21 protein-coding genes and 1 pseudogene are annotated in these 22,233 nt (G+C 74.4%); 14 read left to right on the forward strand and 8 right to left on the reverse strand.

Annotation, left to right across the window (positions count from 1 at the left end; genetic code table 11):
- The coding region (yczE, locus tag HCJ94_RS10170) for a membrane protein YczE (RefSeq protein ID WP_168000733.1) at window positions 1-557 on the reverse strand (557 nt) is incomplete at its 3' end.
- 58 nt (window positions 558-615) lie between these two features.
- Here yczE and yczR point away from each other — a divergent pair.
- Window positions 616-2,073 (forward strand): MocR-like transcription factor YczR, encoded by a 1,458-nt coding sequence (gene yczR / locus HCJ94_RS10175; protein WP_168000734.1) that lies wholly within the window; start codon window positions 616-618, stop codon window positions 2,071-2,073.
- Between the two features lie 100 nt (window positions 2,074-2,173).
- A complete protein-coding gene (locus tag HCJ94_RS10180) occupies window positions 2,174-3,484 on the forward strand; it encodes a low temperature requirement protein A (protein ID WP_168000735.1) in 1,311 nt (436 codons plus the stop codon).
- An 84-nt stretch (window positions 3,485-3,568) separates the two neighbouring features.
- On the opposite strand, the gene HCJ94_RS10185 is transcribed toward HCJ94_RS10180, so the two are convergent.
- From HCJ94_RS10185 to HCJ94_RS10195, 3 genes are all read right to left on the reverse strand, one after another.
- Window positions 3,569-5,392, reverse strand: coding sequence for an AMP-dependent synthetase/ligase (locus tag HCJ94_RS10185; RefSeq protein ID WP_168000736.1), 1,824 nt, complete (start codon window positions 5,390-5,392; stop codon window positions 3,569-3,571).
- A 138-nt stretch (window positions 5,393-5,530) separates the two neighbouring features.
- Window positions 5,531-6,472: a terpene synthase family protein gene (locus tag HCJ94_RS10190; protein ID WP_168000737.1), complete on the reverse strand. Its 942-nt coding sequence runs from the start codon at window positions 6,470-6,472 to the stop codon at window positions 5,531-5,533.
- Between the two features lie 127 nt (window positions 6,473-6,599).
- The gene (locus HCJ94_RS10195) at window positions 6,600-7,229 is read right to left on the reverse strand and encodes a TIGR03085 family metal-binding protein (protein WP_168000738.1); all 630 of its coding nucleotides are present in this window, start codon (window positions 7,227-7,229) and stop codon (window positions 6,600-6,602) included.
- 247 nt (window positions 7,230-7,476) lie between these two features.
- Between HCJ94_RS10195 and HCJ94_RS10200 the strand changes: the two genes are divergently transcribed.
- From HCJ94_RS10200 to HCJ94_RS29590, 6 genes and pseudogenes are all read left to right on the forward strand, one after another.
- On the forward strand, window positions 7,477-9,363 hold the full coding sequence (locus tag HCJ94_RS10200) for an ABC transporter ATP-binding protein (RefSeq protein WP_168000877.1): 1,887 nt from the start codon (window positions 7,477-7,479) through the stop codon (window positions 9,361-9,363).
- A 108-nt stretch (window positions 9,364-9,471) separates the two neighbouring features.
- Window positions 9,472-11,247, forward strand: a complete 1,776-nt coding sequence (locus tag HCJ94_RS10205; RefSeq protein WP_168000739.1) for an ABC transporter ATP-binding protein — start codon at window positions 9,472-9,474, stop codon at window positions 11,245-11,247.
- A gap of 65 nt (window positions 11,248-11,312) precedes the next feature.
- The gene (locus HCJ94_RS10210; RefSeq protein WP_168000740.1) at window positions 11,313-12,068 is read left to right on the forward strand and encodes a DUF2470 domain-containing protein; all 756 of its coding nucleotides are present in this window, start codon (window positions 11,313-11,315) and stop codon (window positions 12,066-12,068) included.
- Window positions 12,069-12,181: 113 nt separating this feature from the next.
- Window positions 12,182-12,667 carry an SCP2 sterol-binding domain-containing protein gene (locus HCJ94_RS10215; RefSeq protein WP_168000741.1) on the forward strand — a complete coding sequence of 162 codons (486 nt, stop codon included), beginning with the start codon at window positions 12,182-12,184 and terminating at the stop codon, window positions 12,665-12,667.
- 19 nt (window positions 12,668-12,686) lie between these two features.
- Window positions 12,687-12,920: pseudogene (locus HCJ94_RS30055) on the forward strand (glycogen debranching N-terminal domain-containing protein); the annotation flags it as partial.
- Window positions 12,921-13,011: 91 nt separating this feature from the next.
- Window positions 13,012-13,446, forward strand: a complete 435-nt coding sequence (locus tag HCJ94_RS29590; protein WP_373684235.1) for a hypothetical protein — start codon at window positions 13,012-13,014, stop codon at window positions 13,444-13,446.
- Window positions 13,447-13,519: 73 nt separating this feature from the next.
- On the opposite strand, the gene HCJ94_RS10225 is transcribed toward HCJ94_RS29590, so the two are convergent.
- The 3 genes from HCJ94_RS10225 to HCJ94_RS10235 all read right to left on the reverse strand — a co-directional run bounded on the left by HCJ94_RS10225 (window position 13,520) and on the right by HCJ94_RS10235 (window position 15,707).
- Window positions 13,520-14,116 (reverse strand): TetR/AcrR family transcriptional regulator, encoded by a 597-nt coding sequence (locus HCJ94_RS10225; RefSeq protein WP_168000742.1) that lies wholly within the window; start codon window positions 14,114-14,116, stop codon window positions 13,520-13,522.
- A 101-nt stretch (window positions 14,117-14,217) separates the two neighbouring features.
- Window positions 14,218-14,973 (reverse strand): ABC transporter permease, encoded by a 756-nt coding sequence (locus HCJ94_RS10230; protein ID WP_168000743.1) that lies wholly within the window; start codon window positions 14,971-14,973, stop codon window positions 14,218-14,220.
- On the reverse strand, window positions 14,970-15,707 hold the full coding sequence (locus HCJ94_RS10235) for an ABC transporter ATP-binding protein (protein WP_168000744.1): 738 nt from the start codon (window positions 15,705-15,707) through the stop codon (window positions 14,970-14,972). Before HCJ94_RS10235 ends, HCJ94_RS10230 begins: the two co-directional genes overlap by 4 nt.
- A 166-nt stretch (window positions 15,708-15,873) precedes the next feature.
- Here HCJ94_RS10235 and hisI point away from each other — a divergent pair, with 166 nt between their 5' ends.
- The 3 genes from hisI to HCJ94_RS10250 all read left to right on the forward strand — a co-directional run bounded on the left by hisI (window position 15,874) and on the right by HCJ94_RS10250 (window position 18,549).
- On the forward strand, window positions 15,874-16,323 hold the full coding sequence (gene hisI, locus HCJ94_RS10240) for a phosphoribosyl-AMP cyclohydrolase (protein ID WP_168000745.1): 450 nt from the start codon (window positions 15,874-15,876) through the stop codon (window positions 16,321-16,323).
- Window positions 16,320-17,867 (forward strand): anthranilate synthase component I, encoded by a 1,548-nt coding sequence (locus HCJ94_RS10245; protein WP_168000746.1) that lies wholly within the window; start codon window positions 16,320-16,322, stop codon window positions 17,865-17,867. The genes hisI and HCJ94_RS10245 overlap by 4 nt, the downstream gene beginning before the upstream one ends.
- 103 nt (window positions 17,868-17,970) lie before the next feature.
- Window positions 17,971-18,549, forward strand: coding sequence for a Trp biosynthesis-associated membrane protein (locus tag HCJ94_RS10250; RefSeq protein WP_168000747.1), 579 nt, complete (start codon window positions 17,971-17,973; stop codon window positions 18,547-18,549).
- A 51-nt stretch (window positions 18,550-18,600) separates the two neighbouring features.
- Here HCJ94_RS10250 and HCJ94_RS10255 read toward each other — a convergent pair whose 3' ends face one another.
- Window positions 18,601-18,858 (reverse strand): hypothetical protein, encoded by a 258-nt coding sequence (locus HCJ94_RS10255; protein WP_168000748.1) that lies wholly within the window; start codon window positions 18,856-18,858, stop codon window positions 18,601-18,603.
- A 493-nt stretch (window positions 18,859-19,351) separates the two neighbouring features.
- On the opposite strand from HCJ94_RS10255, the gene trpC reads away from it, so the two are divergent.
- Genes trpC through trpA form a run of 3 tightly spaced genes read left to right on the forward strand, consistent with a single transcriptional unit; the run spans window position 19,352 to window position 22,230 of the window.
- Complete coding sequence (gene trpC / locus HCJ94_RS10260) at window positions 19,352-20,155, forward strand: indole-3-glycerol phosphate synthase TrpC (RefSeq protein ID WP_196255915.1); 804 nt, start codon at window positions 19,352-19,354, stop codon at window positions 20,153-20,155.
- A 31-nt stretch (window positions 20,156-20,186) separates the two neighbouring features.
- Window positions 20,187-21,422, forward strand: coding sequence for a tryptophan synthase subunit beta (gene trpB / locus HCJ94_RS10265; protein WP_168000750.1), 1,236 nt, complete (start codon window positions 20,187-20,189; stop codon window positions 21,420-21,422).
- Between the two features lie 4 nt (window positions 21,423-21,426).
- Complete coding sequence (gene trpA, locus HCJ94_RS10270) at window positions 21,427-22,230, forward strand: tryptophan synthase subunit alpha (protein ID WP_168000751.1); 804 nt, start codon at window positions 21,427-21,429, stop codon at window positions 22,228-22,230.
- The last annotated feature ends 3 nt before the right edge of the window (window positions 22,231-22,233 follow it).

Raw genomic sequence — 22,233 nt, forward strand, 5'->3', positions numbered from 1 at the left:
GTCAGGGCGTACGCCACCGTGCCCACGCCGACCGTGCCGCCGAGCAACCAGCCCAGCGCCAGCACGGTCACCTCGATGGTCGTGCGAACCAGCCGGATCGAGAAGCGCGGGCGGCGGGCGACGAACCCGGTCATCAGGCCGTCCCGGGGCCCGGGGCCGAGCCGCGCGCCGATGTAGAGGCCGGTGGCCGCCCCGTTGGCGACGATCCCGCTGACCAGCAGGGCCACCCGGGCGGCGAACGGCAACTCCTGGGGCAGCAGCGGCAGCGTGGCGTCGACCACCAGGCCGATCACCACCACGTTGCTCACCGTGCCGACGCCCGGCCGCTGCCGCAGCGGGATCCACAGCAGCAGCACGAGCGCACCGACCGCGATGGTCACCGTGCCGAAGGAGAGCCCGGTCCGCTCCGAGACGCCCTGGTGGAAGACGTCCCACGGATCCAGACCGAGACCGGAGCGGATCATCAGGGCCATGCTCACGCCGTAGAGGACGAGCCCGGCGTAGAGCTGGGCCAGCCGCCGTGCCGGCCGGTACCGGAGATTGCCAATCGCAGCCACGCATGCCACCCTAGGTGCCAATTGGTGAGGGGGAAGAGCCAATATCGTGGGAGTGGCCATGATGAGTCAGGTCCGAGGGGCCCAATTGGCCCGGCTGCTCGGCCAGTGGCACGCGCTGCCGGGCCGCCGGCGCAGCCCCGACTACGCCGCGCTGGCCGGCGCCGTCCGCGGGCTGCTCGCCGACGGCCGGCTGCCGCTGGGCGTACGCCTGCCCGCCGAACGCGAGCTCGCCGAGGCCCTGCGGATCAGCCGCACCACGGTGACCGCCGCGTACCGGGAGCTGCGGGAGAGCGGCCACCTCGCCAGCCGGCGGGGCGCCGGCAGCTGGACCATGCTCCCCGGCAACCACCGGATGGCCGGCACCGGCCTGTGGACCCCACTCGACGACCGCGACATGATCGACCTCGGGGTCGCCGCGCTGGCCGCCCCGCCCGAGCTGCTGCCCGCCGCCCGGGCCGCCGCCGAGGACCTGCCCTGCTACCTGGGCGGGGCCGGATACCACCCGACCGGCATCATCGAGCTGCGGGAGGCGATCGCCCACGCGTACGCCCAGCGGGGCCTGCCCACCTCGCCCGAGCAGATCATGGTCACCAGCGGCACCCAGCACGCCCTGGACCTGGTCCTCCGGCTCGCGCACAGCCCCGGCGGCAGCGTCCTGGTCGAGGCGCCCAGCTACCCGAACGCCCTGGCCGCCCTCGCCGCCCGGCGGGCGCGGATCACCACCCACGGCCTCGCCCTCGACGAGCCCGGGTGGGACGCCGACCTGCTCCTCGGCACCCTGCGCCAGGGTCGGCCCAAGCTCGCCTACCTGATCCCCGACTTCCAGAACCCGACCGGTCACCTGATGCCGGCATCGCTGCGGGAGCGGCTGGTCGCCACCGCGCACGCCGTCGGCACCGACCTGATCGTCGACGAGTCCTTCGTGGACCTGCCGCTGGACGGCACGGTGGTGCCGCCGCCGACGGCGAGCTTCGACCGGCACTCCCGGGTGGTCACGGTGGGTGGGATGAGCAAGCCGTACTGGGGCGGCCTGCGCATCGGCTGGATCCGCGCGTCCGCCCCGCAGGTGCAGCGCCTCGCCGCCGCCCGGGTCGGGGTCGACATGGCCAGCCCGGTGCTGGACCAGCTCGTCGCCGTCCACCTGCTCGCCCAGGCCCCGGCGATCGTGGCGGCCCGCCAGGCGCAGCTCACCGCCCAGCGCGACGCGCTGCTCGGCGCCCTCGCCGAGCGCCTGCCGGACTGGCGGGTGACCGTGCCGCACGGCGGGGTCACCCTCTGGGCCGAACTCGACGGGCCGATCTCCAGCGCCCTCGCCCGGGCCGCCGAGGAGGTCGGCGTACGCCTGGCGCCCGGTCCCCGGTTCGGCCTGGACGGCACGCTGGAGCGCTTCCTCCGGCTGCCGTTCACCCTGCCCGTCGCGGACCTGGTGGAGGCCGTCGGCCGGATCGCCGCCGTCCGGTACGACCTGGACCGCGCCGGCCGCCCACAGTGGCGGGAGCCGGCCGTCATCGCCTGAGGCGTCCCCGGTCACGCCGGTGGGCACCGGGGGCATGTGCGGGGGCGCTGGGTCGGTCAATCCCGCCTGCCCGCACCGCCCCGGCTGAGAGACTACGCAGGTGGAGAGCGTTCGGGGGACGCCATGGCCGCGCGGTGTCCAGCCGAGCGCGCCGGGCTCCCGGGCCACCCGCCTGGAGCTCTTCTACGACCTGGTGTTCGTCTTCGCCTTCCTCAACGTCACCACGGCCGTTGCCGGCAACCCGACCGTGCGCGGCCTGGTTCAGGGCCTGCTGGTGCTGGCACTGCTGTGGTGGGCCTGGACCGGCTTCGCGGTGCTGGGCAACCTCGTCCGTACGGACCAGGGCGTCGTCCCGTTCGTCGGGTTCGCGGCCACGGCCACGGCCTTCGTGTTCGCCCTCGCCATGCCGAAGGCGTTCCGGGAACTCCCCGGCGGCCTGCCGGGGCCGCTGGTGTTCGCGGTCTGCTACTTCCTGATCCGGGTGAGCCAGGTGGCGGTCTTCGGCTGGATGGTCCGGTACGAGCGCTCGCGGTTCCGCCGGCTTCTGCCGGTGGCGCCGGTGCTGGTCGCCACCGGATTCCTCCTCGTCGCCGCGGTGCTGCCGCAGCGGTTCGCCGAAGACCGCGTCGAGCAGGTCGTCCGGCTCGCGCTCTGGCTCGCCGCCATCGGCGTCGAGTACGGGTCGGGACTGGTCCTGCCCGGCACCGGCTGGACCGTGCTCTCCGCCGGGCACTGGGCGGAGCGCCACGCGTTGATCATCCTGGTGGCGCTCGGCGAGACGATCATCGCCCTCGGGATCGGACCCGGCTTCATCACCGGACTGCCGTTGAGCTGGCCAATCATCATCGCGGCGCTGCTCGGCATCGCCGTGGTGGCCGCCCTGTGGTGGGCGTACTTCGACACGCTGGCGCTGGCCTCCGAGCAGACGCTGCACCGGGCCCGGGTTCCGGGAGTCCGCGCCGCTCTTGCCCGGGACGCCTACACCTACCTGCACCTGGTGCTGGTGGCGGGGATCATCCTGCTCGCGCTCGGCCTCAAGGGCCTGTTGGAGGAGGGCGCCGATCCGTCCACGCCGACCTGGGGGCTGCCGCTGCCCGGCTTGGATCTGCTGACGCTCTACGGCGGCGTGGCGCTCTACCTGCTCGGCCTGGTCGCGCTCGGCCTCCGGGTCCTGGGGACCGTGCGCTGGCCGTCGGTGACGGCGGTGGTGCTGCTCGCCGTGCTGGTGCCGGTGGCCGCTTCGCTGGGAGAGATGCTCGCGCTCTCCGTGCTCGCCCTGGCCACCGTCACGGTGGTCGCCGTGCAGACCGTCGTCGACGCGCAGCTGCGGCGGGACGTGCGGGAGGTGGCGCTGCGGGAGCAGGTCACGGCGGAGGCCGACCAGACCGCGTGGCGGGGCCGCCACCTGTGACCCGGTACGGCGGCGGCCCCGCACCCCCGGTACGGCGGCGGCCCCGCACCCCCGGTCGGGGTGCGGGGCCGACGGTCGGACCGCTCAGATCTCGGCGAGCGTGCCCTCGTACATCTTGTCGATCTCGGCGGCGAAGTTCTTCTCCACGCCGCGCCGCTTGATCTTCAGCGACGGGGTGATCTCGCCGTCCTCGATGGTCAGGTCACGCGGCAGGATCGTGGCCTTCTTGATCGTCTCCCACCGGTTCAGCTTGGTGTTGAGCTGCGCGACGTACTCGTCGACCATGGCCTGGGCCTCCGGCGAGGAGACGATCTCGGCATAGCTCCGGCCCTCCAGCGGGGTGCCGGCCGCCCAGCCCTTGATCGCGTCCGGGTCGAGGGTGACCAGCATGGTGCAGTAGTTGCGGGCCTGCCCGATCACCACCGCCTGCGACGTGTACGGGCAGGTCGCCTTGAACATGCCCTCGATGTGCGACGGCGCGATGTACTTGCCGCCGGACGTCTTCACCAGGTCCTTCTTGCGGTCGGTGATCCGCAGGTAGCCCCTCTCGTCGAGGGTGCCGATGTCACCGGTGCGGAAGAACCCGTCCTCGGTGAACGCGGCGGCGGTCTCCTCGGGCAGGTTGTGGTAGCCGCGCATCACCGGCCGGCCCTTGATCAGGATCTCGCCGTCGGTGTCGATCCGGCACTCGAGGTCGCCCAGCGCCCTGCCGACGCTGCCGATCTGGAGCCCCTCCGGCGGGTTGACGAAGTTGCCGGCGCTGGTCTCGGTGAGGCCGTAGCCCTCGGAGATCGGCAGGTTGGCGGCGGCGAAGAAGGTGGCGATCTCGGGGCTGAGCGGCGCCGCGCCCGAGACGAGCACCCGGATCCGGCCGCCCAGGCGGGCCTGGAGCTTGCTGAACACCAGCTTCTCGGCCACCGTGTACTTCAGCTTCAGCCCGGCCGGGACCGGCTTGCCGGCCTGCTCCAGGGCGACCTTCTCCTTGCCGACCCGGACGCCCCAGGCGAAGATCTTGGCCTTCGCGCCGCCGGCGTCCTGGGCGGTGGTGACCGCCTTGTTGTAGACCTTCTCGAAGATCCGGGGGGCGCCGCACATCAGCGTGGGCTTGACCACCGCGAGCAGCTCGACGAGCTTGTCCACCCGGCCGTCGACGTACGTCGGCAGGCCGACGTGGGTCGCCCCGCAGAGCAGTGTCTTGCCGAACGAGTGGGACAGCGGCAGCCACAGGTACTGCAGGTCGTCCTCGCGCAGCAGCCCGAGCTCGGCCTGTGCCACGCCCTCCCAGCACCAGCCGCCGTGCAGCAGCTCGACGCCCTTCGGGCGGCCGGTGGTGCCGGAGGTGTAGATCAGGGTGGCCAGGTGGTCCGGACCGATGCCGGCGACCAGCATGTCGACCAGGTCCGGCTCGGCGGCGAGGGCGCGGGCCCCCTGCTCCTCGAGCTCCGCGAGGGTGAGCTGCGGTACGGCCGCGGCCGGGTCCGCCGCGCCGTCGAAGAGCACGACGTGCGTGAGCCTCGGCAGCTCCGCGCCGGCGATCTTCGCGGCCTGGGCCGGGTTCTCGGCGAACAGCACCCGGGACCCGGAGTCGGCGATGATGTAGGTCGCGTCCTCCGGCTCGGTGGTGGGGTAGACGGTGGTGGTCGCGCCGCCGGCACACATGATGCCGAAATCGGCGAGCACCCACTCGAGTCGGGTGTTCGCCAGGATCGCCACCGGATCCTCCTGACCGACGCCCAGGCCGTGCAGCCCGGCGGCGATCGCCTTGGCGCGGTGGGCCACCTGCTCCCAGTTCAACCAGACCGGCGAGTCGTCCGGGCCCGGGTGGCCGAAAGCGCGGCGGTCGGGACTCGCCGCCACGCGCTTGAGGAACATGTCAGGGATGGAACGGTACGGTACATCGAGAGCCATCGCTGTAGCCGCCTTCGGGGGTGGTGGCGTGACGGGCGTCACGCCAATGTTCGTTACCGAAGAGTATTGCCTGCCCCCGGCCATCGGCTAGCCCTCCCTGCGCCCGCGCCCCACGTCCCACCAGGTGGAACGTGCCGGTCAGGCGTACCGGGCCGCCGTCCGCGACCAGTCGTAGGTGGCGCGGATCCAGGCGCGCCGACTGCGCAGGACCGTCCGCAGCACGTCGTCCCCGGTCGCCCAGAGCGCCGACTCCGCCTCCAGGTACGCCGCCAGCCCTCCGTTGAACCGGTCGGCCGCGGCCCGCAGCGCCGCGGCCTCGTCGCCGCCGGACCCCTCGGCGAGCACGGTGACCAGGTTGTGCGCGTCCCGGCTGCCGCGGGTCTCCTTGCCGTACGAGAAGAGGTCGTTGCACCAGCAGACCAGGTCGGCGGCGAGCAGGTTGAGGGCGGCCAGGGCCGGGTCGGCACGCCGACCCGGCTCCGGCAGCCCGCCGGCGGCCAGGTCGGTGAGGGTGAAGCTGGGCTGCACCGCGCCGGTGTGCCGGCGCATCTGCACGTACTCGTCGAGAACGGGTATCCGGCCGTGTTCCCGGTTGGCCGCCTCCCACAGCAGCGCGAGCAGGTAGTCGCGGACCTGGCTCGTGAAGCGCAGCAGCAGGTCGGGCGGGCCGTGCTGGCGGACCCGCCGGCAGAGGTCGTCCAGCGCGTCGCCCAGCGGGCCGGTGCCGGTCGGCAGTGCCGCCCCCGGGTCGCCCTGCCGGTCCAGCACGTCGAGCAGCGCCGCGACGGTCGGGGCCAGTCGGGTGGGCGCGGCGCCCAGACCGTCCTCGTCGCAGGCGTCGTCCATGACGAACAACCAGGTGATCAGGTCGGCCAGCAGGCGGACCCGCTCGACCGGACCGGCGGGGCAGGCGCGCCCGGCGAGGCCGGCGGCGTCCGCCCGGCGGAGCCGCTGCCCGCTAGTGATCAGTCCGAAGCGTTGCGCCCAGGCGATGCTCTCCCCACCCAGACGCGCCGTCTCGGCGTGCGGTCCGGCAGGGAAGGGCGGCTCGTGAAGCGCCGAGACCGCGAAGGTCCGCATGGTGCTCCCCCTGTCGCGCCGCCCCGGGGCGGGCGGCGCGGCACAGCGTACGGGAGGACGGCATCGGCCGTGGTCGTTGGGGGCGAGGGAGTCCCGGGATATTGTGTGACCGTTTGCGTACAGGCTGTTATATGCCCAGGCGGGCGCCCCGCAACCGGTCGGCGAGGGGCGTCGACCCGTCGACCTGCACGCGCGCCGCGCGCTGTCGGCCGGTCAGGAAGAGCACCAGTTCGCCGGGCGCGCCCACCACCCGGACCGGTTCACCGCCCCGGCCGACGGACAGCCCCCCGTGCCCAGGGGCCTGCACGAACACGTCGGCCGGGAAGCGGCGCAGCGCCACCCGGGCCAGCGGGGCGGCCCGCTTCCACAGCGCCCGGTGCAGCGCGACCGGCAGGTCGCGGGGCAGCCAGTCCGGCCGGGCCCGGCGGACGTCCTCGTGATGGACGAAGAACTCCAGCCTGTTGGCCAGCTCGTCGGTCAGCGGGTTGCTGACCGGGCTCCACGCCGGCGGGCGGCGCACCTGGTCGACCAGTTGGGGCCAGGGCCGGGCGGCGATGTGGCGGCGGACCCGCTCCGCGTACCCCCGCAGCGGCGGGAGCAGGATGCCGCCGGCGGCGTCCGGGCGCCGCTCCCGCAGCACCAGGTGGGCGGCGAGGTCCCGCGTGCTCCAGCCCTCGTTGAGCGTCGGTGCGTCCGGTCCGAGCGTCTGCAGGAGATCGGCGAGCGCCTCGCGCTCCGATCGGGCGTGCCGCGGCATGCATCGATGGTAGGCCCCGTCGCCCCGCGGGGCGGGATCCCGGACCCGCGGTGGCGCGGGCCGGGGCGGGGGACGGCTCCTCCTCCGCCGCCGGGGCTCCGGCCGGGTCGGTGAGCACGGCCACCGCGCCGGCCGCCGTCCGGGCCCGGGCGAAGGGGTGACGGTGGACATGCCCGCCCGGGTCGGCGGACCTGGCCCCGACACGTAAGGATGGGAGAGATAATTGCGGCTTACGGCGGGGGAGAGCGTGGCGAGCGGGACGAGTCGGGACGTGCTCTGGCGGGGACTGGCCGTCCTCGGCCGGGCGATCCGGGAACAGCCGCGGATCTTCGCGGTCGCCGTGACCGGCAGCGTGCTCTTCGGGCTGATGGTCATCGCCAGCGCGTACGTGGTCGGCGCGGTGGTCGGCGACGTGGTGGTGCCGGCGATCGCGGACGGGTCGGCGGAGGTCGGCGTGCTCGCCCTGGCCGCCGTCGCGCTGTTCGGCATCAGCGTGCTGCGGGTGGTCGGCATCTTCGGCCGGCGGCTCGGGGCCGGCTACATGCAGTTCCGCCTCCAGGCCGCGTACCGACGCCGGGTCACCCGGCGCTACCTCGACCTGCCGCTGTCCTGGCACCACCGCAACGCCACCGGCACCCTGCTCTCCAACGCCAACTCCGACGTCGAGGCCGCCTGGTACCCCATCGCGCCCCTGCCCTTCGCCGTCGGCACGCTGGTGATGCTGGTCGGCGCGGTGGTCTCGCTGTTCGTGACCGACTGGGCCCTCGCGCTGGTCGGTCTCGCCGTCTTCCCGGCGCTCTTCGCGCTCAACGTGGTCTACTCGCGCCGGATGGCTCCCCGCCAGGCCCGGGCGCAGCGGCTGCGCGCCGAGGTGAGCGGCATCGCCCACGAGAGCTTCGACGGCGCCCTGGTGGTCAAGACCATGGGGCGGGAGGCGCAGGAGACCGAGCGGTTCGGCGCCCGCGCCCGCGAGCTGCGGGACGCGCTGGTGTCGGTCGGGCGGCTGCGCGGCGTCTTCGACCCGATGCTGGAGACCCTGCCGAGCCTCGGCACGCTCGCGGTGCTGGTGGTCGGCACGTTCCGGCTGCGGGAGGGCGCGATCAGCGTCGCCGAGCTGGTCAGCGTGGCGTTCCTGTTCACCGTGCTGGCGTTCCCGGTGCGCGCCATCGGCTGGGTGCTGGCCGAGCTGCCGCGCAGCGTCGCCGGCTGGGACCGGGTCCGGCGGGTGCTCGACGCCACCGGCGAGATGCCGTACGGCGACCGGGTCCTCGACCCCGCCGACCCTCGGCCGGCCACCCTCACCTTCGCCGACGTCCACTTCGCGTACGAACCGGCCGAGGCGCACCTGCCCGGCGCGGAGGTGCTCGGCGAGGTCAGCTTCACGGTGCCCGCCGGGAAGACGGTCGCCCTCGTCGGGCCGACCGGCGCCGGCAAGTCCACCGTCGCCTCGCTCGCCGTCCGGCTGGTCGACCCACGCGCCGGCACCGTCGCGATCGACGGGGTCGACGTGCGGGACCTCACCGCCGCCTCCCTCGCCGGCACCGCCGCGCTCGTCGCGCAGGTGCCGTTCGTCTTCGACGACACCGTCCGCGCGAACATCACCCTGGACCGCCCGGGCATCGGCGACGACGACGTCTGGGCGGCGCTGCGGCTGGCCGAGGCCGACGGATTCGTCGCCGCCCTCCCCGACGGGCTGGACACGCGGGTCGGCGAGCGGGGCACCTCGCTCTCCGGCGGCCAACGGCAACGGCTCACCCTGGCCCGCGCACTCGCCGGCCGGCCGCGCCTCCTCGTGCTCGACGACGCCACCAGCGCGGTCGACCCCCGGGTGGAGGCCGCGATCCTGGCCGGGCTGCGCTCGACAGCCTCTAGCCCGGGGGCGCCGGGCGCGTCGATCCTCGTGGTCGCGTACCGGCGGGCGACCATCGCGCTTGCCGACGAGGTGATCTACCTGGAGCAGGGCCGGGTGATCGCCCGGGGCACGCACACCGAGCTGCTCGCCACCGTCCCCGGCTACGCCGACCTGGTCACCGCGTACGAGCAGGCCGAGGTCGAGCAGGCCGAGCAGCGCACGTACGACGACGAGGTCACGCCGCCGCTGGCCTCCGGCCTGGAGATGGAGGTGGACCGGTGAGCGCGAGGAGTGAGCTCGCGAGCCCCGCAGTCGCGAACGGAGGGCGGGCCCGGTGAGCGCGAGGAGTGAGCTCGCGAGCCCCGCAGTCGCGAACGGAGGGCGGGCCCGGTGACGGTCTCGGAGGCACCGGAGGCGACCGAGACGACCTGGCGGACGCTGCGGCGTGGCCTGGCGCTCTCCCCGGAGCTGCGGGTCGGCCTGGCCGGCACGCTCGGCCTGGCGCTGGTCTACATGGTCGGCCGCGCGGCCGTGCCGGTGGCGGTGCAGCAGGGCATCGACAACGGCATCGCCGGCGGCCTCAAGCTGGACGTGGTGTGGACGGTCGTGGCCGTCACCGCCGCGGTGCTCGCGGTCACCACCACGTGCGGCTACCTGATGATGCGCCGGCTGTTCACGGTCAGCGAGACGGCGCTGGCCAACGTGCGGGTCCGCGCCTTCCGGCACGTGCACGACCTGTCGATGCTGCACCAGCAGTCCGAGCGGCGGGGCTCGCTGGTGTCCCGGGTGACCAGCGACGTCGACCAGATCACCCAGTTCCTCCAGTGGGGCGGTGTGATCCTGCTGATCAACCTCGGCCAGCTGGTGGTGACCACGGCGGTCATGCTCGCGTACTCCTGGCAGCTGACCCTGGTGGTGCTGGCCGCGTTCGGTCCGGCGGTCTTCGTGATCCGGCGCATCCAGCGGCGCCTCGCCGGGGCGTACGGGGTGGTCCGGCAGCGCACCGGCACGCTGCTCGGTGCGATCGCCGAGAGCGTGGTGGGCGCGCCGGTGATCCGGGCGTACGGGATCGCCGGGCGGACCGCGCGTCGGCTCGACGAGGCGATCGACAACCAGCGGCGGGCCCAGCAGCGGGCCATCCGGATCAGCATCCTGGGCAGCTCGGTCGGCGAGATCGCGGCCGGGGTGGCCCTCGCCGGCGTCGTGGTGCTCGGGGTGCTGCTCGGCGCCGACCGCACGCTGAGCGTCGGCGAGGTGACCGCGTTCCTGTTCCTGGTCACGCTCTTCATCCAGCCGGTGCAGATCGCCACCGAGGTGCTCAACGAGGCGCAGAACGCGATCGCCGGCTGGCGCCGGGTGCTCGACGTGCTGGACGTCGCGCCGGACGTCGCCGACCCGGGCGAGCTGGGGCGCGACCTGCCGCCGGGGCCGCTGGACATCCGGTTCGCCGGGGTGGGGTTCGCGTACCCGGGCGGCGCGCCGGTGCTGCACGACATCGAGGTGGAGATCCCGGCGAAGAGCCGGGTGGCGGTGGTCGGCGAGACCGGCAGCGGCAAGACCACGTTCGCGAAGCTGCTCACCCGCCTGATGGACCCGACCGAGGGGGACGTGCTGCTGTCCGGGGTCCCGCTGCGGGAGGTCCGGTTCGGGTCGCTGCGCTCGCGGGTGGTGATGGTGCCGCAGGACGGGTTCCTGTTCGACGCCACCGTCGCGGAGAACGTTCGGTTCGCCCGGCCGGAGCTGACCGACGACGAGTTGGCCGCCGCCTTCACGGAGCTGGGGCTGGCCGACTGGCTGGACGGGCTGCCGGCCGGCCTGCACACGCCGGTGGGGGAGCGCGGCGAGGCGCTCAGCGTCGGCGAGCGGCAGCTGGTCGCGCTGGCCCGGGCGTACGTCGCCGACCCGGACCTGCTGGTGCTCGACGAGGCCACCAGCGCGGTCGACCCGGCCACCGAGGTGCGGCTGCAGCGCACGCTGGACGCGGTGACCCGGGGCCGGACGACGCTCGCCATCGCGCACCGGCTCTCCACGGCGCAGGCCGCCGACGAGGTGATCGTGGTGGACCGGGGCCGGATCGTGCAGCGCGGCCCGCACGAGGAGCTCGTCCGGGACCCCGAGTCGGTGTACGGGCTGCTCTACGCCTCCTGGTTGGAGCAGACCAGGTAGACGTGGCCGGGTCGGTGCTCTACCCTCCGAGTTAGGTGAGCCTAACCTACTGAGGAGGTCGTGCCATGCGGCCCAGCCCCGCCGAGATCGTCCGTACCCTCGTCGCGGGCCGGCTGCCCGGCCTCGTCCACGTGGCCCACCGCCCCGGCCCGCACCACGTCCGGCACGTCACCGACCCCGACGGCCGGGTGCTGCTGCTGGTGCCGGTCGTCAGCGACCTCGCCGCCGCGCTGCGGCCCACCGCCGGCGGCTGCGAGGTGGCGGCCGTCCTGGACGTGCTCGACCTGCCCCCGGCGGCCGGGGCGCCCGCGCTCGGCCGCGCCTGGGTCTCCGGGTGGGCCCGGCAGCTGCACGGCGCCGAGGCGCGGGCGGCGGCGGTGGACTTCGCCGCCGTCGACGCCACCGGTGACCTGCTCGACGTCGGCACCCGGTTCCGGCTGTTCCGCTTCGAGGTGGTCGAGGCCCGCTGGGAACGCGCCGGCTCCGTCCGGCGGATCGACCCCGGGGCGTACGCCGAGGCGGAGCCGGATCCGCTGCACCCGGTCGAGGCGGCGCTGCTGGCCGACCTCGCCGTCCACCACGCCGAGCAGCTCTCCGCGTACCTGTGCCGGCAGCTCGGCCTGGTCGACGGTGGTGCCGGCGCCGGGCCCCGGGTGGTGCGGCTCGACCGGTACGGGCTGCTCGTCGCGTACGGACGGCCGGGCGTTCCGCGCCGGGCCCGGCTCGCCTTCCCCCAGCCGGTGGCCGACCACGCCGAACTGGCCCGGCTGCTGCACCCGATGCTCTGCCCGCACGCCGGCGTCGGAGAGCGACGCCGGTAGGCACTCCTGCCGCCGTCCGAGGGCGTGCGGCGACGGTCCCGCAACGGTCCTCGAAACCGCCCCGAGGGGCGTTGGCACCCGCCTAGACTGCGGTGGGGTGCGTGGGGGGATCTATGGGCGAGGCCGTCGATGCGTTTTTCCTCGCGCTGGGGCAACGCGGTCGTGCGGAGTTGCCGCCGCGGATTCGAGGAAGCATCCGCGTGGACCTTGTCGACGGCGGTCACACCGATCACTGGCACGTGGACATGACCTCCGACGACGCGGTCGTCGTCACGCGGGAGGCGAAGCCCGCAGACACGGTGATGACGGCCACGCACGAACTCTTCGAGCGGTTGATCCGCGGTGACACGCCGTTGGTCGCCGCGCTGTTCCGCAACGAGGCGACGTCCGCGGGTGACCCCCGTCTGATCCTGACGTTCCGGCGGTTCTTCCCCGCACCGTCCGGCACGCTCGACCCACGGGAGGTGGCCCGGCGGCAGGCGCTGCACGGGCACGTGTGGCGGGAGCGTCTGCGGAAGACGGCCCCCGTGACGCCGGGAGAGGAGATCGATCAGCATCCTCGACGGCAACACCTTCCTCGTTTGCGACGGGCGGGGTGACGTCGATCCGTCACCGAGCGTGCCGACGGGCCTGTTCTCCTACGACACCCGCTTCCTGTCCACGTGGCGGCTGAGACTGGACGGGGAGCGCCTGCGCGCGCTGTCGGTCGACGACATCCGGTACTTCGAGAGCCGGTTCTTCCTCGTGCCCGGGGAGCCCACCCACTACGTCGACGCGAAGGTGTCGGTGATCCGCGACCGGACGATCGGCGGCAGTTTCGTCGAGGACCTCGCCGTCCTCAACCACGGCGACCGCGAGGTGGACCTGACCGTGCGCGTCGACATGGGCAGCGACTTCGCCGACATCTTTCGAGGTCAAGAACCCGCAGCCCAGGAAGGCGCCGGTGGCGGCGATCGTGGAGGAGGGCCAGCTCCGGCTGTGCTACCGGCGCGACCGCTTCCACCGGGAAACCGTGATCTCCACCGACGCCGCCGCCGCGCTCATCGACGCCGCCGAGTACTTCCACGGCCGACTGCCCGAGGCCTTCGCCGGCTACCCGCGAACCCGCACCACGTACCCGGTCGAGTACCCCACCGCGTGCAGCCCGCAGGCCTGGTCGACGGGAACTCCACTGCTGCTGCTGCGCGTCCTGCTCGGCCTCGAACCGCAGGGCGAACACCTCATCGTGGACCCCGAGCTGCCCACCGGCATCGGGCGTATCGAGCTGCTGAACATCCCCGGCCGCTGGGGCAGGATGGACGCCTTCGGCCGCAGCCGCACCCCGGAGGAGGAGGAACTGGACCGGACCCGCTTCCGGGCGCGCCCGCAGGCGCTCTAGGACCGCAGCCGACGCCGAACCCAGGGCCGGAACCGCCCGCGGCCGGTCCCGGCGGCGAAGGCCCGGCCCCGACTCAGGTCGACAGGTCGCCGGTGAGGTAGCGCTGCACGGTCGGGCCGATCGTGGCGACCAGCGTCTCCGGCGCCGCGGAGGCGACGGGTTCCAGCCGGACCACGTACCGCATCATCGCCAGACCGACCAGCTGGCTGGCCACCAGTGAGCCGCGCAGCGGCAGCTCCGCCGGGTCGATGTCGAGGTGGTCGAGGACCCGGCGGAGCACCTGGGTGGTCAGGAACTCCCGCACCAGCCGGGCGGTCCACTCGTTGCTGACCGCCGAGCGCAGCAGGGCCAGCCCGGCCGCGCCGGCCGGCGAGTCCCAGACGCCGAGGAAGGTGCGCACCAGTCGCTCGCCGACGCGCTCGCGGTCGCCGGTGAGCACCTTCGGCAGCACCTCCCGGGGGTCGACCGGCGCCTCCATCGCGGCCAGGAAGAGCTGGTCCTTGCTGCCGAAGTAGTGGTGCACGAGCGCCGGGTCGACCTGGGCGGCGGCGGCGATGGACCGGATCGAGGCCGCGTCGAAGCCCCGCTCGGCGAACGCGGCGCGCGCCGCCTCCAGGATCGCCGCCCGGGTGTCCGGGTTGCCGGGTCGCCGTCCGGTCCGCCGCCTCATCGCCGCCCTTCGCTCGTGTCGTTCCGGTCGCCGCCGGCCGTCGCCGTGTCCCGGCCGTCGCCGCCGGACCCGTCGGCGGGCCCGACGGCGACACCGCCGGATCAGCCGCTGCGCCGCCGCAGGGTGGCCGCGGCCAGCACCAGCGCCAGGACCGCGGCCCCGCCGACGATCGCCAGGTCCCGCCACATCGTGCCGGTCGGCTCGGCGTGCGCGCCGACCTCCTGCAACGCCTCGACCGCGTACGACAGGGGCAGCGCGTCGCTGACCGCCTGGAGCCAGCCGGCCATCTCGTCCCGGGGCACGAAGAGCCCGCAGAGCAGCAGCTGCGGGGCGACCACGACCGGCATGAACTGTACGGCCTGGAACTCGGTGCGGGCGAAGGCGCTGCAGAACAGGCCGAGCGCGACGGCGAGTACCGCGTTGACGGCCGCGACGAGGATCACGAGGCCGCTGCTGCCGGCGGTGTCGAGGTCGAACAGCCAGTACGCGACGGCCGACGCCACCGTCGCCTGCACGACGCCGGCCAGGCCGAACGCGATGCCGTACCCGAAGAGCAGGTCGAGCTTGCCCAGCGGGGTGGTGAGCAGGCGCTCCAGCGTGCCGGTCGTGCGCTCGCGCAGCATCGCGATGCTGGTCACCAGGAACATGATGATGAAGGGGAAGAACCCCAGCATCACCAGCGCGATCCGGTCGAAGGTCGACGGCCGCCCCGGCGGCGTCGGCTGGTCGACGAACATGTAGTAGACCAGCGCGAGCAGCACCGCGGGCACGATCAGCAGGAGCGCCACCGTGCGCCGGTCGTGGCGCAGCTGGCGCAGGATGCGGCCGGTGGTGGCCGCCAGGATCCGGGGGTTCACGACGCCTCCTGTCGGGCCGTGCCGGCCTCGCTCGCGCGGATCATCCGGAGGAACGCCTCCTCCAGGTCGTCGACGCCGGTCGCCCGGCGGACCGCGTCCGGGGTGTCGTCGGCGATGAGCCGCCCCTCGCGGATCAGCAGCAGCCGGTCGCACCGGGCCGCCTCGTCCATCACGTGGCTCGAGACCAGCAGGGTGGTGCCGGCCGCCGCCATCGCGTGGAACCGGGCCCACAGCTCGGCCCGCAGCACCGGGTCCTGCCCGACGGTCGGTTCGTCGAGCACGAGCAGCTCGGGTTCGCCGACCAGCGCGCAGGCCAGCGAGGCCCGGCTGCGCTGGCCGCCGGAGAGGGTGCCGACGAGCTGGGTGGCCGCCCCGCTCAGCCCGACGTCGGCCACCGCCCGGTCGGCGTCGGCGGCGCCGCGCCCGTGCAGCGCCGCGAAGTAGCGGGCGTTCTCGCGGACGGTCAGGTCCACGTACACGCTCGGCGCCTGGGTCAGGTAACCCACCCGGCGACGCAGCTCGGGAGCGCCGGCGGGACGACCCAGCACGGTCACCGAGCCGGACGTGACGACCTGCACCCCGACGACGGCCCGCATGAGCGTGGTCTTGCCGCTGCCGCTCGGGCCGAGCAGACCGGTCACCGCGCCGCGCGGCACCGTCGCGTCGATGCCGTGCAGCACCCGCCGCCCGCCCCGGTCCACGACCAGGTCACGGACGGCGATCGCGTCCTCCATGGCGCACCTCCCCAAAACTCATCAACTGTTGAACTCAACGCTAGGTGAGATTCCGTCCCGCTGGCAAGGGGCTGTCGCGGTTGTGTTTCCGGCCCCCGTGGCACGTGTCCCGCCGCGCCGGGAGCCCCCGGCGGTGTCCAGGGCGCGTACGGGAGAATGGGTGACTGTGCCCGTACCTGACGCGCCGGTGACCGGCGCCGAACGCAGCCCGGACCCGGCCGGCGGCCCGGCCCGGCCCTCCCGCCTGGACCCGGCCATCGCCGCGCGGCTGCGGCGCACGGCGGACGGCCTGGTGGCCGCCGTGGTCCGGCAGCACGACTCCGGCGAGGTGCTGATGGTCGCCTGGATGGACGACGAGGCGCTGCACCGCACGCTGACCACCGGGCGGGCCACGTACTGGTCCCGCAGCCGGAACGAGTACTGGGTGAAGGGCGCCACGTCCGGCCACCACCAGTACGTCCGCTCGGTCTCCCTCGACTGCGACGGCGACGCCCTGCTGGTCAGCGTCGACCAGGTCGGCCCGGCGTGCCACACCGGGCAGCGCACGTGCTTCCACACCGACCTGCCGGTCAGCGGCGTCGCGGCCCCCGGGGACGAGGGGCGGGTCCGGCCATGACCGACGGCACGGTGAGCCCCGACGCGGCGACCTTCGCCGAGCTGGCCGCGCGCTGGCGGGTCGTCCCGGTCACCCGGCGGCTGCTCGCCGACGCGGAGACCCCGGTCGGCGTCTACCGCAAGCTGGCCGGTGGCCCGGGCACCTTCCTGCTGGAGTCCGCCGAGCAGGGCGTCGGCTCGGCGGGGCTGGCCTGGTCGCGGTACTCGTTCATCGGCGTCCGCAGCGTCGCCACGCTGACCGAGCGCGACGGCGCGGCGGTGTGGGCGGGCCGCCCGCCGGTGGGGCTGCCCACCACCGGCGATCCGGTCACCGTGCTGCGCGAGACCGTGGCGGCCCTGGCCGGTCCGGCCGCCGACGCCGGGCTCCCGCCGCTGACCGGCGGCATGGTCGGCTACCTCGGCTACGACCTGGTCCGGCGGTTCGAGCGGCTGCCCGCGCTCACCGAGGACGACCTCGGCGTGCCCGAGCTGGGGATGATGCTCGCCACCGACCTGGTGGTGCTCGACCACTACGACGGCTCGGCCATCCTGGTGGCCAACGCGATCCTGCCGCCGCCCGGCGAGCAGGACCGGGAGGCCGCCGTCGCGGCGGCGTACCACCACGCGGTCGGCCGGCTGGACGCGATGACCACGGCGCTGTCCCGGCCGACCCCGCCGATGATCTCGACCGTCGACCGGGCGCCCGCCGGCGACGTGCTCTGCCGTACGCCCGAGGGGGGTTACCCGAAGGCGGTGGAGGCGGCCAAGGAGGCGATCCGGGCGGGCGAGTGCTTCCAGATCGTCCTCGCCCAGCGCTTCGAACGGCCGACCCACGCCGACCCGCTCGACGTGTACCGGGTGCTGCGCACCACCAACCCCAGCCCGTACATGTACCTGCTGCGCTTCGACGGCTTCGACATCGTCGGCTCGTCACCCGAGGCCCACGTCAAGGTCACCACGGACGCCGAGGGGCAGCGGCGGGCCCTGCTGCACCCCATCGCCGGCACCCGGCCGCGCGGCGGCACCCCCGAGGCCGACGCCCGGCTCGCCGCCGAACTGCTCACCGACCCGAAGGAGCGGGCCGAGCACGTGATGCTGGTCGACCTGGGCCGCAACGACCTGGGCCGGGTCTGCCGGCCGGGCACGGTGGAGGTGCCCGAGTTCGCCACCATCGAGCGGTACAGCCACGTGATGCACATCGTCTCGACCGTGGTCGGCACCCTCCGGGACGACCGCACGGCCTTCGACGCCCTCGCCGCGACCTTCCCGGCCGGCACGCTCTCCGGCGCGCCCAAGGTGCGGGCGATGGAGATCATCGAGGAACTGGAGCCCGTACGCCGGGGCCTGTACGGCGGCACGGTGGGCTACTTCGGCTTCGGCGGCGACCTCGACATGGCGATCGCGATCCGCACCGCGCTGATGCGCGACGGGCGCGCGTACGTGCAGGCCGGCGCGGGGGTGGTCGCCGACTCCGACCCGGCCGCCGAGGACCAGGAGACGCGGAACAAGGCCGCCGCCGTACTCGCCGCGATCGCCGCCGCCGAGACCCTGCGGGCGGCCCGGTGAGGGCGGGGAGCGCCGCGCGGCGGGGCCCGGTGGTGGCTTACCCGGCGAGGGCGGGGAGCGCAGCGCGGCGGAGCCGCGCGGTCCCGGACGGAAGGCCGGCCCGGTGAGCGGCGCCGACACCGGCACGCCCCGCGCGGCGGGCCGGCGCGAACTGACGTACGCGGTGCTGCTCTGCGTGGCCGGCGCGGGCCTCGCGGTGTGGGCGGCGACCCGCACCTGGGCGGTGGAACTGACCCCGCGCCCCGTCCCGCTGCCGCCGGTCCGCGACGGGCGCACCGGCGCCGAGCTGCTGCCCTGGCTGCCGGCGCTGGCCCTGGTCGCGCTGGCCGGCGGGGGCGCGGTGCTGGCCACCCGGGGACGGGTGCGGGGCTTGCTCGGCGGCCTGCTGGCCCTGCTCGGGCTCGCGGTGGCGGCGGGCGGCGCCTACGGGCTGGCCGCCGGCTTCGCCGGCGACGTGAGCCGGCAGTGGCCGCTGCTCTGCCTGGTCGGTGGGGTCCTCACCGCCGGGGGCGGCCTGCTGACGGCGCTGCGGGGACGGCGGTGGCCGGCGATGGGCGCCCGCTACGAGCGGCGTCCCCCGACGGTGACCGCCGCGCGGCCGGAGCCGGGCCCGGTGACCGGCCGACGTACCACCGAGGCGTGGGACGCGCTGGACCGGGGCGAGGATCCGACGCGGGACTGACCGCCCGGTGCCGTCCGGCGAACGGCGCCGGCCGTGGTCGCCCGGGCCGGCTCAGCCCACCGGCTGGCGCTCGCGGGCGGCGGCGCGGGCCGCCGCCAGCTCGGCCACCAGGCGGTCCAGCTCGGCGCGCTGGCGGGCGCGGGCCCGGTCGGCGCACACGGCTTCCCAGGCGTTGCCCCGGGCGGTGCGCATGCGTCCCTCTCCGACCACGGCACGTTCGACGGTGTGCACGACGCCGACGGCGAGCGACGCGACGGTACGGGAGATGGTGGTGAGGCCGATGTTCTGGTGCGATCCGGCAGTGCTCATGATTCAACCCCGTACGGAGATGCGTGTGTGACTCGGGCGGACGCCTCATCGAGTCTGCCCGAGGGACATGCTCGCCGGCTCGCGTTTCGTGCTCGTGACCGGCGCGTCAACTATCCATCGACGGCTCTCACCTGGGAAAGGGCCGTTCGGCCTTGAGCTTGCTCACAGCATCGACGGGCGTCGTCACGGCGTCCGCGAACCGGGCGGGAGCGCTGCCCCGTCGACAGCATCGGGTCGATGTCAGGGGCGATCCGGCCGGGTGCGCGCGGCGGCGCCCGTCGGGGGACGCGGTGGCCGTGCGTGATCCGTCCTTCACCCGAAGTCGGGCATTATGCCGCAGCCCGTTTGGTGAGGAGCGCCATACCCCCGGCGGCCCGCGCCGGGTGGCGCCCCCTAGCATCGGCCCATGACACCCGGAGAGGGGAGTCCGTTGGTGACTGCTGAGCATGCGCACGCGGAGGGGGACGACGCCGTTCCGGCGAAGTCCGTAAGCGTGCTCGACGAGATCCTGGCCGGCGTGCGCGAGGACGTGGCCCGGCGGCAGGAGCAGGTTCCGCTGGAGCGCATCCGGGAGCTGGCCGCCGCCGCCCCGCCGCCCCTGGACGCGTACGCCGCCCTGCGCAAGCCGGGGGTCGCGGTGATCGCCGAGGTCAAGCGCTCCTCGCCGTCCAAGGGCAAGCTGGCCGAGATCGCCGACCCGGCCGACCTGGCCGGCGACTACGCGGCCGGTGGCGCCCGGGCGATCAGCGTCCTCACCGAGGGGCGCTGGTTCGGCGGCTCGCTGGACGACCTCGCCGCCGTCCGCGCCGCGGTGAACATCCCGGTCCTCCGCAAGGACTTCGTCGTCTCCAGCTACCAGGTGCACGAGGCCCGGGCGCACGGTGCCGACCTGGTGCTGCTGATCGTCGCCGCCCTGGAGCAGAACGCGCTGGTCGGCCTGCTCGAGCGGATCGAGTCGCTCGGCATGACCGCGCTGGTCGAGGTGCACGACGAGGAGGAGGCCGACCGGGCGCTGGAGGCCGGTGCCCAGGTCATCGGGGTCAACGCCCGCGACCTGCGTACCCTGGAGGTCGACCGCTCGGTGTTCGAGCGGATCGCGCCTGGCCTGCCCAGCCGTGTCGTCAAGATCGCCGAGTCCGGTGTGCGGGGCCCGCACGACCTGATCCGGTACGCCTCGGCCGGCGCCGACGCCGTGCTGGTGGGCGAGGGACTGGTCACCCAGAAGAGTCCCCGCGAGGCGGTGGCCGAGCTGGTCAACGCCGGCAACCACCCGGCCACGCCCCGCCCGGTGCGCTGACCGCGCCGGGCCCGCAGCGAGAGGAACCGCGATGAGCGCCGACGCTCTGGCCGCCCCGGCCGGTTCGTACCCCGACGCCACCGGCCACTTCGGCCGGTTCGGCGGCCGGTTCGTCCCCGAGGCCCTGGTGGCCGCGCTGGACGAGCTGGACGGGGCGTGGCGCACCGCGACGGCCGACGAGGCGTTCCGGGCGGAGTTCGGCGCGCTGCTGCGCGACTACGCCGGCACCCCGTCGCTGCTCTACGAGGCCCGGCGCTTCTCCGCGAAGGTCGGCGCCCGGGTGCTGCTCAAGCGGGAGGACCTCAACCACACCGGCGCACACAAGGTGCGCAACGTCCTCGGCCAGGCGCTGCTGACGAAGCGCATGGGCAAGAAGCGGGTGATCGCCGAGACCGGCGCCGGGCAGCACGGGGTCGCCACCGCCACCGCCGCCGCCCTGTTCGACCTCGAGTGCGTCGTCTACATGGGCGAGGTCGACACGCAGCGGCAGGCGCTCAACGTGGCCCGCATGCGGATGCTCGGCGCCACCGTCGTACCGGTCACCACCGGCTCGCGGACGCTCAAGGACGCGATGAACGAGGCGATGCGCGACTGGGTCGCCAACGTCGACAGCACCCACTACCTCATCGGGACGGCCGCCGGCCCGCACCCGTTCCCCGCGATGGTCCGCGACTTCGTCCGCGGCATCGGCGACGAGGCCCGCCAGCAGTGCCTCGACCTCACCGGCGCCCTGCCCGACGCGGTCACCGCCTGTGTCGGCGGCGGCTCCAACGCGCTCGGCATCTTCCACGCCTTCGTCGACGACCCGGACGTCCGCCTGTACGGCTTCGAGGCCGGCGGCGACGGCGTGGCGACCGGCCGGCACGCGGCCAGCATCACCGGCGGCTCGTCCGGCGTGCTGCACGGCACCCGCACGTACGTGCTCCAGGACGCCGACGGCCAGACCGTCGAGTCGCACTCGATCTCCGCCGGCCTGGACTACCCCGGCGTCGGGCCGGAGCACGCCTGGCTGCACGACACCGGCCGGGCGACGTACCTGCCGGTCACCGACGCCGAGGCGATGGCCGCGTTCGAGGTGCTCTGCCGCACCGAGGGGATCATCCCGGCGATCGAGAGCTCGCACGCGCTCGCCGGCACCGTCGCGGTCGCCCCGAAGCTCGCCGCCGAACTCGGGCGGGAGCCGGTCGTCGTGGTCAACCTCTCCGGCCGGGGCGACAAGGACGTGCACACCGCCGGGGAGTACTTCGGCATCCTCGACAAGGAGTGACACTGTGAGCCGGATCGGGGTCGCGTTCGACAAGGCCCGCGCCGACGGCCGGGCGGTGCTGGTCGGCTGCATGCCCGCCGGCTTCCCGACGGTCGAGGGCAGCATCGCCGCCATGACCGCGATGGTCGAGGCCGGCGTGGACGTCATCGAGGTGGAGATCCCGTACTCCGACCCGGTGATGGACGGGCCGGTCATCCAGAAGGCGAGCGACATCGCCCTGGCCGGCGGCGTGCGCGTCGCGGACACGCTGCGCATCATCGAGGCGGTCGCCGCGACGGGCGCCCCGGTGGTCACGATGACCTACTGGAACCCGATCGAGCAGTACGGCGTGGACGCGTTCGCCCGGGACCTCGCCGCCGCCGGCGGCACCGGCCTCATCACGCCGGACCTGATCCCGGACGAGGCGCAGGAGTGGCTCGCCGCCTCCGACGCGTACGGGCTGGACCGCACGTTCCTGGTCTCCCCGTCCTCGACCGACGCCCGGCTGCGGATGACCGTCGAGCACTGCCGCGGGTTCGTCTACGCCACGGCGATCATGGGCGTCACCGGAGCGCGGGCGCAGACGTCCGAGGCGGCGCCGGTCCTGGTCTCCCGGGTCCGGGAGGTCACCGACCTGCCGGTGGGTGTCGGCCTCGGTGTCGGCACCGGCGCGCAGGCCAGCACGGTCGCCGGGTACGCCGACGGGGTCATCGTCGGCAGCGCCCTGATCCGCCGACTCCTCGACGCCCCGGACCTGCCGTCCGGCCTGACCGCCCTCCGCGCCCTGAGCGCCGAACTCGCCGAAGGCGTCCGCACCCCCACCCGCTGACCC

This window comes from Micromonospora thermarum, from assembly GCF_012034245.1.
In the GTDB taxonomy this organism is placed as follows: domain Bacteria; phylum Actinomycetota; class Actinomycetes; order Mycobacteriales; family Micromonosporaceae; genus Micromonospora; species Micromonospora thermarum.